General features: G+C 72.4%; 13 protein-coding genes. 10 read left to right on the top strand and 3 right to left on the bottom strand.

All coding sequences use genetic code 11. From position 1 onward, the window contains the following. Positions 1–210: 210 nt before the first annotated feature. Positions 211–951: a hypothetical protein gene (locus ACGFK0_RS21795; RefSeq protein ID WP_392907214.1), complete on the top strand. Its 741-nt coding sequence runs from the start codon at positions 211–213 to the stop codon at positions 949–951. On the opposite strand, the gene ACGFK0_RS21790 is transcribed toward ACGFK0_RS21795, so the two are convergent. After that, the gene (locus ACGFK0_RS21790; protein ID WP_392907212.1) at positions 908–1618 is read right to left on the bottom strand and encodes a response regulator transcription factor; all 711 of its coding nucleotides are present in this window, start codon (positions 1616–1618) and stop codon (positions 908–910) included. The genes ACGFK0_RS21795 and ACGFK0_RS21790 overlap by 44 nt on opposite strands. A gap of 164 nt (positions 1619–1782) precedes the next feature. On the opposite strand from ACGFK0_RS21790, the gene ACGFK0_RS21785 reads away from it, so the two are divergent. After that, positions 1783–2151, top strand: coding sequence for a response regulator transcription factor (locus tag ACGFK0_RS21785; protein WP_392907209.1), 369 nt, complete (start codon positions 1783–1785; stop codon positions 2149–2151). A gap of 41 nt (positions 2152–2192) precedes the next feature. Here the strand turns inward: ACGFK0_RS21785 and ACGFK0_RS21780 are convergent, their stop codons facing one another. Beyond that, positions 2193–3587, bottom strand: a complete 1395-nt coding sequence (locus ACGFK0_RS21780; protein ID WP_392907205.1) for a hypothetical protein — start codon at positions 3585–3587, stop codon at positions 2193–2195. 229 nt (positions 3588–3816) lie between these two features. Between ACGFK0_RS21780 and ACGFK0_RS21775 the strand changes: the two genes are divergently transcribed. Genes ACGFK0_RS21775 through ACGFK0_RS21760 form a run of 4 tightly spaced genes read left to right on the top strand, consistent with a single transcriptional unit; the run spans position 3817 to position 10020 of the window. Continuing rightward, a complete protein-coding gene (locus ACGFK0_RS21775; protein WP_392907201.1) occupies positions 3817–5655 on the top strand; it encodes a hypothetical protein in 1839 nt (612 codons plus the stop codon). A gap of 18 nt (positions 5656–5673) precedes the next feature. Next, positions 5674–6666, top strand: coding sequence for an AAA family ATPase (locus tag ACGFK0_RS21770; RefSeq protein ID WP_392907198.1), 993 nt, complete (start codon positions 5674–5676; stop codon positions 6664–6666). Between the two features lie 4 nt (positions 6667–6670). Next, positions 6671–7804 (top strand): DUF58 domain-containing protein, encoded by a 1134-nt coding sequence (locus ACGFK0_RS21765; RefSeq protein ID WP_392907196.1) that lies wholly within the window; start codon positions 6671–6673, stop codon positions 7802–7804. After that, positions 7792–10020 (top strand): DUF3488 and transglutaminase-like domain-containing protein, encoded by a 2229-nt coding sequence (locus tag ACGFK0_RS21760; protein WP_392907194.1) that lies wholly within the window; start codon positions 7792–7794, stop codon positions 10018–10020. The genes ACGFK0_RS21765 and ACGFK0_RS21760 overlap by 13 nt, the downstream gene beginning before the upstream one ends. A gap of 12 nt (positions 10021–10032) precedes the next feature. Here ACGFK0_RS21760 and ACGFK0_RS21755 read toward each other — a convergent pair whose 3' ends face one another. After that, positions 10033–11259 (bottom strand): DNA-directed RNA polymerase I subunit RPA34, encoded by a 1227-nt coding sequence (locus ACGFK0_RS21755; protein WP_392907191.1) that lies wholly within the window; start codon positions 11257–11259, stop codon positions 10033–10035. A 292-nt stretch (positions 11260–11551) separates the two neighbouring features. Between ACGFK0_RS21755 and ACGFK0_RS21750 the strand changes: the two genes are divergently transcribed. The 4 genes from ACGFK0_RS21750 to ACGFK0_RS21735 form a co-directional block, all read left to right on the top strand. Next, positions 11552–12172 carry a DUF6668 family protein gene (locus ACGFK0_RS21750; protein ID WP_392907189.1) on the top strand — a complete coding sequence of 207 codons (621 nt, stop codon included), beginning with the start codon at positions 11552–11554 and terminating at the stop codon, positions 12170–12172. Further along, complete coding sequence (locus ACGFK0_RS21745) at positions 12165–12476, top strand: hypothetical protein (protein WP_392907187.1); 312 nt, start codon at positions 12165–12167, stop codon at positions 12474–12476. Before ACGFK0_RS21750 ends, ACGFK0_RS21745 begins: the two co-directional genes overlap by 8 nt. Before the next feature lie 77 nt (positions 12477–12553). After that, positions 12554–13570: a hypothetical protein gene (locus ACGFK0_RS21740; RefSeq protein ID WP_392907184.1), complete on the top strand. Its 1017-nt coding sequence runs from the start codon at positions 12554–12556 to the stop codon at positions 13568–13570. Positions 13571–13636: 66 nt separating this feature from the next. Continuing rightward, on the top strand, positions 13637–14806 hold a 1170-nt coding region (locus ACGFK0_RS21735), incomplete at its 3' end, for a hypothetical protein (RefSeq protein ID WP_392907182.1).

The following is a 14806-nucleotide window of genomic DNA, read 5'->3' as shown; positions in this document are numbered from 1 at the left end:
TCAGCGACGCTGGGACGCGCAGGTTGCGGATGAGAGGAACAAGACGGTGTCAACGATTCCGAGGTATCTCGGTCTGGAGCCTCGGCTCGTCAGCGCGACGGTGACCCCGAACGCCGCATCCTGCGGGCGGGCGGAACTCCGCCCCGCCGCCCCCGAGTCGCCGACCGGTCGCACGTGTTGAGGTACGCGGGGCCGGCGCTTCCGGTCCTCGTGCACGCGCGTACGGGCTCCCCGCCGACCGGAGTCGAGGACCTGGAGTGCGGTGACGGATCGCCCCCGGACCGGGACGCGCTCGTCGCGGCGGGCCAGGCGCTGACGTGGCAGTCCCCGTTCACGCTTGGATCGGTCCTGGCGGTGCCGCTGACACGGGCGTCCGCCGTGACGTTCGACCATCCCGAGCTGGCGGGGGTGGACCGGTGGCACGACCGGTTCCTCCGGGGGTTCGCCCACCGGATGGCGATCGAGCTCACCATCGCCTCGGTGACGGCGGAACTGGTCGGTGAGACGGCCGAAGCGCAGCCGGGCGAGGACGTGCGGATGCTCGGCTCGGCGATCACGGGCCTCGGTCAGCTCCTCAAGGACCTGGGGGTCGTGCGCCGCCCCGAGGAGTGCAAGAGCATGATCGTGGCCGACACGATGCGCACCCATGACGTGCTGCTCGGCGGGCTGGGCTCCCAGGAGGTGTCGCTACGGCGGCGCGGGGCGTTCGCGGTGCACACCGTGCGCTCGGTGCCCCAGCGCCCCGAGCGCTGCGACCTGGACGTGGCGCGGGCGCAGGTCGGCCTGCCGTGGCCGACCCGGGTCGGCGGCGGGATCGGCGAGGACCTCGGGCTGGCGCGCTGGCGGACGACCATGCAGGCGCTCGGCCACCAGGTGTGGTCCCGGCTGGAGGAGCGGGACGCCCTCGTCACGGAGTTGTGGCTGCGCGATCTCGCCGAGGCGCCGGGATGAGGTACCCGTAGCCGCTGCGGGTGACGATCAGGTCGTCGCCGAGCTTGCGGCGCAGCCGGGAGATGTGCTCGGAGAGCGTCCGGGACACGCCGCGGCTGGTGCCCCACACGCGCAGCATGAACTCCTCCTTCGACACCGCCCGGCCGCGGTTGATCGCCAGGAACTCCAGCAGGGCGTACTCCAGCGGCGCGAGCTGCACCGCGGCCCCGTCCCTGGTCACCTGCCGCCGGGCGAAGTCGATGAGCACGGAATCGATCTTCATCGTGCCGCCGCGCGCGTCCTCGGCCCCCGGCGCCGCGCCCGCCGCGCTGCGCCGCAGCACGGCCTCGATGCGGGCGAGCAGCACCTCGGAGTTGAACGGCTTCGGGACGTAGTCGTCCCCGCCGAGTTGCAGCCCGAGCGCCTGGTCCTGCGCCTCCGAGCGGACGGTCAGCAGGATGACCGGGGTGGTGTCGTCCTCCTCGCGCAACTGGAGGATCAGCGACATGCCGTTGATGTCGGGAAGGTTGACGTCCAGCAGGACGATGTCGACGTCGCCGCGGCGCAGCACCCGGCGGGCCAGTTCGCCGTTGGGCGCCGACTCGACCTGATGGCCGTGCCTGCGCAGTTGGCTGGTGACGACCTTGACCAGCCGCGGATCGTCATCGACGACGAGTACTCGTGCCACGTGTCAATGGTATATCCGACGAAGACTCCAAGATCGATTCATCGTCAAGTGAGTGGTGGAGCCGTCCCGCTTGCGATGCTGCCGACCGTGAGCGGACGCGGCCGGAGGCCCGTGCCCGGATACTGGTAGGCTCTCCGGCCGTACGGGTCGGACGGTGCCGGGCGGTGGAGCAGCAGGTGCGGGTGCTGATCGTCGAGGACTCCAGGGTCGGTGAGCTGCTCCGCGTGATCCTGAAGCGCGAGGGTTACGATCCGGTCGTCACCGAATGCGGCGAGGACGGCTGGACGGAGCTCAACGACCCCTGCCGCCCCGAGCTGCTCATCCTGGACCGCATGCTCCCCGACATGGACGGCGCCGATCTGCTGGCCCGCATGCGCCTCGACTCCCGCACCGCGCAGGTGCCGGTACTGGTGCTGACGGCGGCCGTGCAGGCGTCCGGCGACCTCGACGACGGCGTCCGGACGCGCGTGCTCGGCAAGCCCTTCGAGCTCAGTGAGCTGAAGCAAGTCATCTCCGCGCTCACCGAGCACTGATCGCGGCGAGGGCCGCGCCTGCCGGGCCACCACCGGGCGGTTCAGCCGCTCCGCTTGACGCGGTGGGTGCAGACCGGCTTGGCCTGGGCGACCCGGTCGACGTCCACGACGGCGACGACGGTCAGGCAGTAGTCCACGCCCGGGTTCAGCGCGGTGACCTCGACCCTGGCGGTCCCCGGCGGTGTGCTGGCCAGAGTCGTGGGCGGACGTCCCGTCGGCCCGCCGACCACGTAGTGCGAGGCCCGGCCCGCGCTGCGGTCCTGCCAGGTGACCTGGATCGAGATCCGGCCGTCCACGATCCGCAGCGCGCCGGGCGTGTACTGCTTGACCGGGCGCACCGCCGTCGGGGCGGACGAGGGGACCTCGGGGGACTTGGACGCGGGAGGCGGAGCGGCTTGCGAGGACTGCGGCTTCGCCGACTCCGACGGCTGCGCCGCCTTCGCCGGTGAGGGCTCCGGTGAGGACCCGGCCTGGGTGCGTCCTTCGTCCGCCCAGTCCCCGCCTATCAGGCCGGCCGCACCGATTCCCACCGCGATGACCACGACCACCACCAGGGCCATCAGCACGCTCCTTCGGCCGCTTCGGCCGCGATCGCGGGGATGTGGAGCCGGGGATGCCGGCATGGTCTGGGGCCAGACGGCCTGGTCGGGCTCCGGCGGAGGTTGAGTCCAGATCTCGGGCTCGGGCGCCGCCTGCGGGGGCCAGACGGCCTGGTCCGGTTCCGGTGCGGGCTGTGTCCAGGTCTCGGGCTCGGGCTGAGCCCAGGTCTCGGGTTCCGGCTCTGGTGGCGCCTCCTCCCATGCGGGCTCCAGCAGCTGTTCCATCACGGTGGGCGGTGCGGCGGCAGGGTGCGCGCTCTCCTCAAGCGCATCGGTGAACTCCGGCGCGCCGTACCCGGGTGGGGTCTCCAGGGGTTCCCGAGCGTCCCGGACCACCGGGAACTCCCGGACGTGGAACTCCTGGACCTGGACCTCCTCGACCTCCTCGACCTCCTCGACCTCCTGGGACTCCCATGGTTCCGGAGGAGGCTCGGGATGCAGGTCGGGCGCGGACTCCTGGCCGGGTGGTGCGGGGCTCGCCGGCCGGGCGACGCCGAGGGCGGCCAGCAGGTCCGACAGGCTCATCGGCCGCGCGCTAGTGACCACGTCCTCGACGAACCGGTCGCCGCGTTCGCTGAAGTAGCCGTGGACGAGCACGGTGAACCCGCTGGCCGCCAGCCCGTTGGCCAGGTCGGGGACCCGGGTCTCGGGGAGGTCCTCGTCGAAGCCCGGCGTGAACAGGAACGCGGCCGGTGGCCGCACCCTGCCGCTCCTGGAGAGCTCCCGCAACTCGGTCGCGGAGGCGACGTCGAACACGGCCGGGAACCGCCGCGTCTCGCGCAGCTTTTGTGACAGGCCAACGTCGCCCGTCACGACAAGGTTCGGCGCGGTAGTCATCACGTTGTCCTCGGCGCTCTGGTGATCGGCCGGACCGACCTCGGCCCGTGCTTCTCGCTTGTAGGGACAGTGCGGGTAGTAGAGACAGTGCGGGCAAGTGACGATATGGCCATTCCGGATCGGCGGCTTACCCGATCGCCACAGGATTCGGTCGTGCGCATCGCGGGTTCCTCCGGACAGTCAGTCGTGGAACCTCTGGTGCGATGTGACGACGCGGGGTGAATCGCGGGTGGGAACTGAAGAGGCGCCTCCGCAAGAGCGGAAGGCGGCCGGGCTGAAGGCCCGGGTGCGCGTCGGTGGCTGGGGCGCGGCCGTCCTGGTCACCGTGGCGCTGGCGGCGACGCTGCTCGGCAGCGGCCGCATCGGTTACGCCCTCGAGGCCTCCGACGGCAGCGCCTGGCTGTGGAGCCGCATGACGGGCGAGGCGGCGCTGGTCGACCCCGGCAACGGCCAGGTGCAGGGACGCCGCGAGGTGCCCGGCGCCCGTGGCCACCGGGTCAAGGTAACCCAGGACGACCAGCACCTGCTCATCCACGATCTGGAGACCGGGCGCGTGTCCTCGCTCGACCTGAGCGGCCTCGGGCTGTCGGGTCGGCTGGACGTCGGTACCCGCGGCGACCCCCACCTGGTGCTGAGCGCCACCGCCGCCGCCCTGGTCGAGCGCACCACTGGCGCGGTGCGGGCGCTGGACCCCGCCACGCTGCGCCCCGTGGGTCCCGTCCTGCGACTGCCGGGGCCGCTGGTCGGCGGCGAGTTCGACGGTGCCGGACGGCTGTGGATGGCGGTGCCCGCACAGGGGACCGTCGTCGCGTTGAAGGTCTCCGCCGAGGGCGCCGAGGTCGCCGTGACCAAGGAGGCCGCCGAGCCCGGACACGACCTCGCGGTGACCGTGCTCGACCAGGGCGCGCTGGTGATCGACCGCAGCGGGCGCGACCTCGTGGTCGCGACCGGCGACGACGTCCGGCGGCTCACGGCGCCGGTCCCGCTCGCGGGCGCGATGGTGCCCGAGCGCACCCACGGCGCCCTGGCCGCGATCACCGTTCCCGGCGCCGGCTCGGTCGTCACGCTCGAAAACGTGGGCGAGGGCGGCGAGGTCGGGTCGTTCCCGCTGCGCGCCCCCGTTCAGGAACCCGCCGTGCCGTTCGCCGGCAAGGTGTACGTGCCCGTCCGGGAGACCGGCCAGGTCGAGGTGTTCGACCAGGCCGGCCGCCAGACCGGCGTGCTGAACATGCCGTCCGGACGCGGCGATCTGGAGCTGCAGGTTCGCGAGAACAACCTGTTCATCAACGCGCCGGGAAGCCCGGACGCGCAGGTCGTCGGCCCCGACGGCCGGGCCCGCCCGGTCGGCAAGTACCCGACCGGGCCGGGGAAGGGCAGCGACCGCCCGGTCGCGCCGGGCGGCGGCGAGGACAGCCCGCCGCCGATTCCGGCGCCGACCATCGACCCGATCTTCCCGAACCCGGCCCAGGCGCCCGTCGAGCCGCCCACCGGGCCGGACCCGGTGACGCCCACGACACCGCGCTCGCCCCGGACGACCGCCCCGCCGCAGAGCCGGGAACCGGAGACGCCCGCCACACGCTCTCCGTCGACGGCACCGGCGCCGGGGCCGTCGACCACGCGGCCGTCTACGAAGCCGTCCACCACGAGGCCCTCCACCAGCCCCACCACGACCAAGCCCTCCACGCCCCCGCCGAGCACCCCCAAGCCGAAGCCGAAGCCGCCCGTCACCCGCAACCCGTACACGCCGCAGCAGGTCTGCAACTCCGGTTCGGGCGGCAACTACGTCGTTCAGCGGTCGATCTCGTTCACCGGCGGGCGGGTCTACCAGCTCTACAGTTCCAGCACCAAGAAGAACTGCGCGGTCACGATGAAGACCGCGAACGTCGGCAAGGGCACGAGTGTCTTCGTCCGACTGGTGGAGCAGAAGGGCGGCGAGGTCGGCAGCGACTCCGGCACGTTCAAGTACTACGCCGGTCCGGTGTACGTGTCGGCGTCAGGCGTCTGCGTCCGCGTCTCCGGTGGCGCGTCCGGCGCCAGCGCCTCGAGCGGCTGGGGCAACTGCGGCTGACATGAGGAAGGACCGAACGTGAGCACCACTGTGGCCGAGGCCGGCGCGATCAACGGCGAGGACGCGATGCTGGCCGCCGACGCCTTCGCGCGGATGGCGGCGGGCGTCGGCAGGGTCGCGCACTGCGCCCCCGCGACGGTGCGGCTGATCCTCACCGCGTTCGCCACGGGCGGGCACGTCCTGCTGGAGGACCTGCCCGGCATGGGCAAGACCACGCTGGCCCGCGCGCTGGCGGCGGTGACCGGCGGGTCGGTCCGCCGCGTGCAGTGCACCCCCGACCTGCTGCCGTCCGACATCACCGGTGTGACGATCTTCAACGAGCGGACCCGGGAGTTCGAGTTCCACCCCGGCCCCGTCTTCGCCAACGTCCTCATCGTGGACGAGATCAACCGGACCTCGCCCAAGACGCAGTCGGCCCTGCTGGAGGTCATGCAGGAACGGCAGGTCACCGTGGACGGGACCGCGCACCCGGTGCCCCGGCCGTTCCTGGTGGTCGCCACGCAGAACCCCGTCGACCTGGAGGGCACGTTCCCGCTCCCGGAGGCCCAGCTCGACCGGTTCCTGATGCGGCTGTCGCTGGGGTACCCGGGGGAGGAGGCCGAGCTGTCGCTGATGCGCAACGCGGCCCCGGCCGCTCCGGAGACCCTGGACCCGGTGCTGGACGGCTCGGAGGTGGCGCGCCTGAACACCGTCGCCGAACAGGTCATCTTCGCCGACCCGGTGTACGACTACGTTCTGCGGCTGGCCCAGCGGACCCGCCGGCACACGCGGCTGCGGGCGGGGGTGTCGATGCGCGCGTCCATCGCCTTGTGCCGGGCGGCGCGCATGTACGCGCTGGCCGACGGCCGCGTGTACGTCACCCCGGACGACGTCAGGGCCCTGGTCGGGCCCGTGTGGGGGCACCGGCTGGTACCGCTGTCGGGCATCGCCACCGCGGAGGAGAGCGCCGTGCTGCTGGACGAGGTCCTGGCCGAGGTACCGGTACCGGGGCCGCACGAGAACCGGCGCTAGACCGATGGCAGGCGGCACGACTCGGCTCACCCGGCGCGGCTGGGGGCTGATCGCCTCCGGGGCCGTCCTCGCGGGCGGCGGCCTCGGCCTGGGCTACCTGGCGCCGGGCGCGCTGGGCGCGCTCGTGTTCCCCACCGTCGGCCTCGCCATGGCGCTGGCCAGGCCGCCCCGCCCGGCGCGGGTGCGCCGCCGTGTCACGGCCACGCGGGTGCGCGCCGGCGAGTCCGTCACCGTCATCGTCGAATCGGACGGCCCCGGCGAGGGACGCGTGACCGCCGCCGAACGCGTCACCGGGCCGGCCGGGACGCTCGTCCTCCCGCTCGGCCCGGCCCGCGCCCGGATCCGCTACGAGCTGTCCGCGCAGCGGCGGGGCTTCCTCGACGTCGGCCCGCTCGACCTCGTCCGCACCGACCCGCTGGGCCTCGCACGGGCCGCCCGGACGGTCGGCGACGAGACCGTGCGGCTCCTCGTGCATCCCCGCCACCACGAGCTCACCGTCCTGCCCGCGGCCGGCGGCGGCGGCCGGGACACCTCCTCGGCGGCGACCCGGGCGACCGAGGGCTCCTTCGCGGGGCTGCGCGAGCTCGCGCCCGGCGACGACGTCCGCCGGATCCACTGGCGCACCTCGGCCCGCCGCGGGCGCCTGATGGTGCGCGAGAACGCCGACTCCGCCCGGCCCGGCGTCACCGTGCTCGTCGACGACCGCCACGGCCGGGCGGAGCTGGACGCCCTCGCCGAGGCGGCGGCCTCGATCGTGGTGTCCGGCCCGGACCTCCCGGTCGAGCTGCGCCTGGCGGGCGGCGGGTACTCGCCCCCGTCCGCCGGCGTCACCGCGCACCTGGACCTGCTCGCCGAGGCGACGTCCCGTCCCGACGCCGACTTTCCCGCCGCCTGCGCGCGGCTGCGCGCGGGCAGCGGCCGCGCGGTCGTCCTGCTGTCCGGCCGGGCCGCCCCCGCGGACACCGCCGCCGCGATGGACGCCCTCGCCACGCGGCGCGTCCTGTCGCTGGTCGCGCTGGTGGGCCCCGCGTCCGGCGCGCAGCCGCCCGCCGCGCCTCCCGGCGTGCGGCTGCTGCAGGCGGACACAGCGGAGGCCTTCGCCGCCGGCTGGAACCGGAGCCGCTGGTGGACGCGGTGAACCGGGGACGGGCCCTGCTCGCCGCCGCCGCGGTGACCCTGGCCGCGGCGGCATCGTCACCGCTCCTCGCCGCCGGGTACGAGCGGCCGGCACCGGTGGCGGCCGTGCTGGCCTGCACCGCGATCGCGGCGGTGGCCGTCACGTCGGCGGCGCACCGGCTGCTGCGCGGGCTCGGACCCATCGCGGTGCTCGCCGGGCTCCCCGTGGCCGCCGCCGGGCTCGTGGTGGTGGCCGCCCTGGCCCCCGGGCCGGTGCGGGAGCCGGTGCCCGGGGCGGTGGACGCACTGCTGCACTCGGGGGCCCGCATCCTGACCACGGCGCCGCACCCCCCGGCGACCGTGGACCTGCTGGCGTTCCCCCTGCTGGCGGTCTGGCTCGCCGGAGCGATCGCGACCGTGCTGCGCCGCGACGGCCGCGTCCTGCCCGCGCTGCTGCCCGGCGCGGTGCTCCTGGCCGGGGCCGCCGCGCTCAACCCGGAGACGGCCGGCGCCGGGTACTGGTCGGCGGCGCTGCTGGCCGGCGCCGCCGCGCTGGTGCTGGCCTCCGCCCCGCCCGACGCCCCCGACTCCGCCGCTGCGGGGTTCACGGTCCGGGTACGGGCCCCGGAGACGGCGCGCGCGCGGCGGCGGCCCCTTCCGCGAGTCGCCGCGGCGGGGACGGCTGTGGCCTGCGCCGTGGCCCTTCCAGGGATCGGCGCGGCGGTCGCCGCGCCCGGCATGCTGGAGGGCTGGCCGGTACGGGCGTCCGATCCGCGCAGGCAGGGCGAGCTCCCCGACAAGCCGCGCGAGGTCCGCAACCCGATGGCCTACCTGTCGGAATGGTCGGCCGCGCCCGATCTGCCGCTGATGACGGTGTCGGGCGGGCGGACGCCGCTGCGCTGGGTCGCGCTCGCGGAGTTCACCGGAACGATGTGGATTCCCGACGCCACCTACACCCCGGCGGGCCCGACCCTGCCGCCCGCCGAGGCGGTACCGCCGCGGACGACCCGGAGCACGGTTCAGGTGAAGGTCCAGAACCTGCCCGGCGACTGGCTGCCGGTCCCCGGCATCCCCACCCGGGTGGACGGGATGGCGGTCGGCCACGACGCGGGCTCCGGCACGCTGCTGTCCCTGAACGGCCCGGTGGCGGGGCACTCGTACACGGCGACCGGGACCGTCCCCGACTGGACCGGATGGCGCGGCACCGACGCCATGGCCGCCTCCGGAACCGGTTTCGAGCGCTACCTGCGCCTCCCGCCCGGTGCCCCGGCCCGCCTGGACGAGATCGCGCGGAAGGCGGCCGGCGACGGCGGCCCGCACCAGCGGGCGTCCCGGATCGCCGAGTACCTGCGCGACTCCTACACCTTCCGGCCGGGCGTCCCGGGCGGGCACGGCTACGCCAGGCTCGGCAAGCTGCTGGTCCCGCCGGGCCGCCGCGGCGGCGGCGCCACCTCCGAGCAGTTCGCCGGCGCGTTCGCGGTCCTCGCCCGGGCCGCCGGACTGCCGAGCCGGGTGGTGGTCGGGTTCGGACCTGCCCGCGACGGCACGACGGTCCGCAGCGGCGACGCGGTGGCCTGGGGCGAGATCTACTACGAGGGCGTGGGCTGGGTCTCCTACGACCCCAACCCGCGCAAGCGCTCGGCCGCGTCCCCGGCACCGCGGCCGGGAGACCGGACGACGGACGACGGCACCTACCGCGACGACGACGCCGGCGACCCGGCGGGCACCGGCGCACGCGGCGGCGAGGCGCCGCCGGGAGACGGCGGAGGTTACGCCGTCCTGGCCGTCCCGCCGCTGGTCCTGCTTCTGCTCTTCCTGACGATGGTGCCGCTGCTGCGGCTGCGCGGCCTGCGCCGGTCGCGGCGGGGCACGGCGCGCGAGCGGATCCTGGCCGCCTGGACGGAGCTCCTGGTGGCGATGCGGCTCGCGGGTCTCACCCTGCCCGCGTCCGCCACCACGGCCGACGTGTCGGCGCTCCTCGCGGCACGGCTGCCGGGAACCGAGCCCGGACCGCTGCGGCGGCTGGGCGCGCGGGTGGACGCGGCGGGCTTCGGCGGCCCGGTCACCCCGGACGACGCCGCGTTCGCCGCCGCGCAGGTCGGCGCCCTGGCGGCGGGCCTGCGGCGCTCCAGCTCACCGGTCCGCCGCCTGGCATGGTGGTCGGACCCGCGCGCACCCCTCTGGTCGGCCCGGCCGTCCCGCCTGACGCGGCGGGCGCGGACGGGCCGGGGGAAGTGAGCCGGCGCGCGCTCACGGTATCTGGCTGACCTCGCCCGGATTCGCGGACGGCCCGGAGACCGCGAGCCTGATCGCCGCCCGGACGCGCGTCGCGGGATTGGCGATCAGCGCGCCCACCTGGCCCTCGGTCGCCATGTCCTCGGCCAGCGCGCCGGGGCGGACACCGACCACGTAGTCGGCCTCCATCGGGGACGCCGCGGTGACGCAGCCGGCGGGCAGCGTCACGTACGGGCCGAGGAAGACCCGGCTGCCCGCCGGTATCAGGGAGGCGAGCGCACGCACCACGATCCGCGCGGCGGGACCGGTCACGGTCACCGTGCGCATGTGCCGCAGCGCCATCGCGACCTGCGAGAGCTGGTCTTCGGTGAGGACGCCGGCGGCGAGGAGCCAGTCCGCGCTGGCCACCTGCGCCGGGGTGCGGCTCACGACCACTGCATCGCCGACCCGTGCCACGACGGCGCCCTGCGTGCCCTGATTCGTCCGGAAAGCCTCCACAGCACGCTGAGCTGTGCCGAGGTCCGGGAATCCGACGACCCGGTGCATGCCGTTCCGGCCGCAGACGGTCACCTCGGTGCCGTGGACGTGCACCTCGTCGACGCTCTCGTCCCGCCACAGCTCGCCGAGCAGGTGGCAGCCGCTGAGCACGTCGTGGACGCGGCCCGCCATGGCCTCGTCCCCGCCGGTGTGCCGGGCGAGGGCCTCCGTCCAGATCTCGAAGAGCCGCGGCTCGAGCGAACGGGCGATCTCCTCGGCGGCGACCCAGTCCGGGGGCGCCTGCGGGCCCTCCGGCTCCGCCACCGCCTCGGCCGCCCGCGCGGCGACCGGCCGGATCGGCTGCGGCGCCTCCCGCTCGTCCTGCTCCATCCGCTCCTCCTGCTCCACCGGCTTCACCGACCCGTCCTGCTCCACCCGCTCCTCCTGCTCCACCGGCTTCACCGACTCGTCCTGCTCCACCCGCTCCTCCGGTCCCGGCGTGCTGCCCGGCGCCGGGAACTCCACCGTGGCATGCCGGGTGACCCGCGGCGAAGGACGGGAAGGTTCCTTCTCCGAGGACCGGTCGCCCGCCTCCTCCGCAGGCGGTCCGGGCCGCTCGGCCGGTCGCGGGGAACGCTTGCGGGGGCGCCCGGCGACGAGTTTGTCCCGGCTGTCCGGCAGGGTCGGCGCCTTGCCGGTCTCCGGTTCAGTGCCGAGGGCCGCCCAGAAGTCCGTTCCCTTGACGGAAGTGTCGTCCGCTGCCATACCGATTTCCTCTCCCGAGGAGCTTCACGCCGGGTCCGCGACCTCTCGAAACGCGACGTCCTCCACCTCCGACTGTGCGGACGAGCACGCTCGCCGCCAGCCACCGGCGCGGAAAGCGGCAGTTGAGCGGGCCGTATCGCGGCCGCGCGAAATTTCTCGCCCGCCGCGGTTGACGATCATCTGGATGCGCGGACGGTTCACCGCATGGCAGAGGTGTGCTCGGAAAGGTGCTCGCCTCGTCGGCTCGGTCCCGACCGGCGAGCGACCCATTCGGAGAGGGGGCTCAACAATCATGCAAGTGACGGACGCGGCGCAGTGGACGGCCGCTCCCGAGGGCCCGCCGAACGCGGTCGCCGGCGCTCCCCGGCCGGGTGACGTCCACGGCGGCCGGTTCCACGCGCGGGCGGTCACACCCGCCCGGCTGGCGCCGCCGCCGACGAGTTCGCTGGGTCTCGCCGGGTACAGCGGCCCCGGCCCCGCCCTCTGGATCTCCTCATGCCACGGGGGAGCCGGCGTCTCCACGCTGGCCGCGCTCATCCCCTTCGGCAGGAGCACCGGACGGTACTGGCCGGCTCCCGACCCGCCCGGGCAGGCCCGGGTGATTCTCGTGGCGCGCACCCACGCCGTCGGCCTCCGCGCGGCCCAGGCCGCCGCCGGGCAGTGGGCCGCGGGTGTACTGCCGAACGTGCGGCTGCTGGGGCTGGTGGCCATCGCCGATGCCCCCGGAAAACTGCCGAAGCCCCTGAAGGACCTGCTGCGCCTCATTTCCGGAGGCGTACCGCAGGTCTGGGAGCTTCCCTGGGTCGAGGCCCTGCGCCTCGGCGACCCCCCGGAGCAGGTCAGACTGCCGTCCGCATACGCGCGGCTGGCTCAAGACCTCAATCGCATCATCTCGGAGGACGCACATGCTTGACGTGATGATCTCGCTGACGGCCGATCTGGCGCACCATGTGGTCGCTCTGGCTCCTGTCCCCAAGCCCGACGAATCTACCGCCCCGCCGGGAGCCGATCAGTTTGAGATAATCCTCGGCTGGGCCAAGTGGGGCGCCTTTTTCTGTTGCGTGGCGGGGTTCATGCTCGTCGGTGCCAGAATGGGAATCCAGCACAAGAGAGGTGAGGGAGGGGGGCACATAGCGAGTTTGGCCATCGTGTCATTCGCCTGCGCCATCATCGGTTCTGCAGTCGTCATCGTCGAGAAGTTCGCCACGACCACGTGATGACTGGATACTTCGGTCCCGCGCGTGTGGCCCGCTCCCGAAGCCCGGTGCGTCGATGCGTATCCGGTCTGCCTGCTGTGATCTTCGGGCTGGGCATCATCCTGTGCGCGATCGGCCTTCCTCATGCTTCCGTTCCGGAGCAGGCTCGCCTGGTCTACGGCGGTCCCGCCCCGGAACGATGGACGCAGCCGGCCGGTCAGTTCTCCCCCGGCCCGGTACGGCTCGCGGTTGAAGCCGCCCCTGCCGTTCTGGGATCTCAGCGGGTCGCCGTCGGCCTTGCGGCGGCGAAGGCTCCCGTGGACTGGGATGAGACGGACGAGATCAAGACCGTGGACGGCGACCCCGGCGGCAAGCTGCAATGGCATCCCGCCAGCGGCCGGGTGAGAGTGTGCGATGTCGAGGGTGACGGCAAGGACGTGCGCGGCTACGTGACGAGAGGGGGGAAAGTAGTCGCCACCATGCGCGCGGGTGAAAAAGGCAAGTGTGATGAGCCCGACTCGGGATACAAGCTGGCCCTGATCGTGAAATATGGCCTCAAGGTCTGCCTGGGCTCGGACGAGGGGGTGGGGTATTGCAACACCAGCGACACCACCAAGTGGCCCGATGCGGACCGGCAAGAAGATTACTGCAAGGACAATTTTTCCGGCGCGGAACTCGTCAAATGCCAAGGCGGAGACAGTCCTTGCGACAAGATCAAGGGTCCGGCGAAAGAGTATTGTCAACGCGGTACGGGTGAACGGAAGTACGAGAATGTGTTTCCCAGCGGCAAGCCGTGGATAAAGCCACCCCCTCCGGGAGGCTCCAAAAAGTCCATCAATGACAGGCCCGAGGAGGAGCTCGAGCTAAGAGGGCACGCGGAGAATGCCTCGGAAGTCGCCGAGCCGTTGCGAGTCTTGAACGGCTGGCTGGTCTGGTTCGCGCTGGGCGCGTGCATGCTCGGATTCATGCTGGTCGGCGGCAATATGGCGCTCAAGCACAAGAGGGGCGAGGTCGGCGCTCATGCCGCCAACCTGGGCTGGGTGCTGCTCGCGTGCCTGATAGCCGGCTCCGGATTGGTGATGGGTCTTATCTCCCTCCTGTTCGAGCCGCTCTGAACGGAAATATGCCTCACCCAGGTCAGGCGTTTTTCTGATGGTATTTTGCCACCGTGCGGAGGCCTGATGATCGAGGACATACTCGACTCAATTCTTTCCTGGTTCACCGAGCAAATCCTGCTCGCCGCGATGGATTCTTTCCAGATGCAGATGAGCTGGTGGATCGGTGAATCCTACAGCCAGAACTTCGCCGATCGCAAAGGGGCGGGCGGTGTTCTTTATTTTCTGCGCGTGCATACCAACTGGCTGACCTCGCTCATGGCGTTCGCCGGGTTCATCTTCGCAGCATTCAGGGCTGCTATACAGCGCAAGGGCGAACCTTTTCGAGCGGCGTTCTCGCAATTTTTCGAGTTGGCCATAATTGTCCTCATGCTTGCCACGGTGGTGCAACTGGCGTCGATTGCGGGCGACAGATACTCCTCGTGGATTCTGTGGGAAGCCGCGCCGAAAGATAGCAATTGGACCAAAAAATGGAACGAGGAGCTCGGTCCCCACCAGCAGGCCGGCACCATCTTCCTCCTTGCCATTTTCGGTGTCTTTTTGACGATCTCGTCACTCATTCAATGGGGGCTGATGCTCTTTCGGTCCGCCGCAATGGTGGTTCTGGTGGGAATCATCCCCGTATTTGCCGCATCGCGGTACACTTCATATGGGGAGCGCGCCTACAAAATGGCTATGGGCTACCTGATCTCCTGGTGGGCGTACGGCCCGATCGCTGCGACGGGCGCGGCCGCGGGCCAGCGACTAATGGCTTCCGATTACCAGGCAGACCGATTCGCCGGCATGGCCTTGATCATCGGAATGGTGTTCGCCCTACCGGCGGTCTTCTCTGCAATCATGCCCGCGGTCAGAGAGGACAACAATTCCTTCAGCCCGCGCCAGGTCGGCCACTTCTTGTTCGGGGGCACCGCTGTGAACGTCGGCAAGCTGAACGGCGTCTGGTCTGGCGCGACGGGCTATATCAACAAGCGCTTGACCCCGGAGGGAAACCCGAGCGGTCCGAGGGGCAACCCGAGCGGTCCGAGGGGCAACCCGAACGGTCCGAACGGCAACCCGAACGGTCCGAACGGCAACCCGAACGGTCCGAACGGCAACCCGAACGGTCCGAACGGCAACCCGAACGGTCCGAGGAGCAACCCGAACGGTCCGAGGGGCAACCCGAACGTTCCGAACGGCACCCCGCCGAACGGTTCGAAGGGCCACCCGCCGAACGGTCCGAGCGGCACCCTGTCGCGT

Source organism: Spirillospora sp. NPDC048823 (assembly GCF_043198445.1).
GTDB lineage: Bacteria > Actinomycetota > Actinomycetes > Streptosporangiales > Streptosporangiaceae > Spirillospora.
This window is presented reverse-complemented; position numbering and strand designations above follow the sequence as displayed.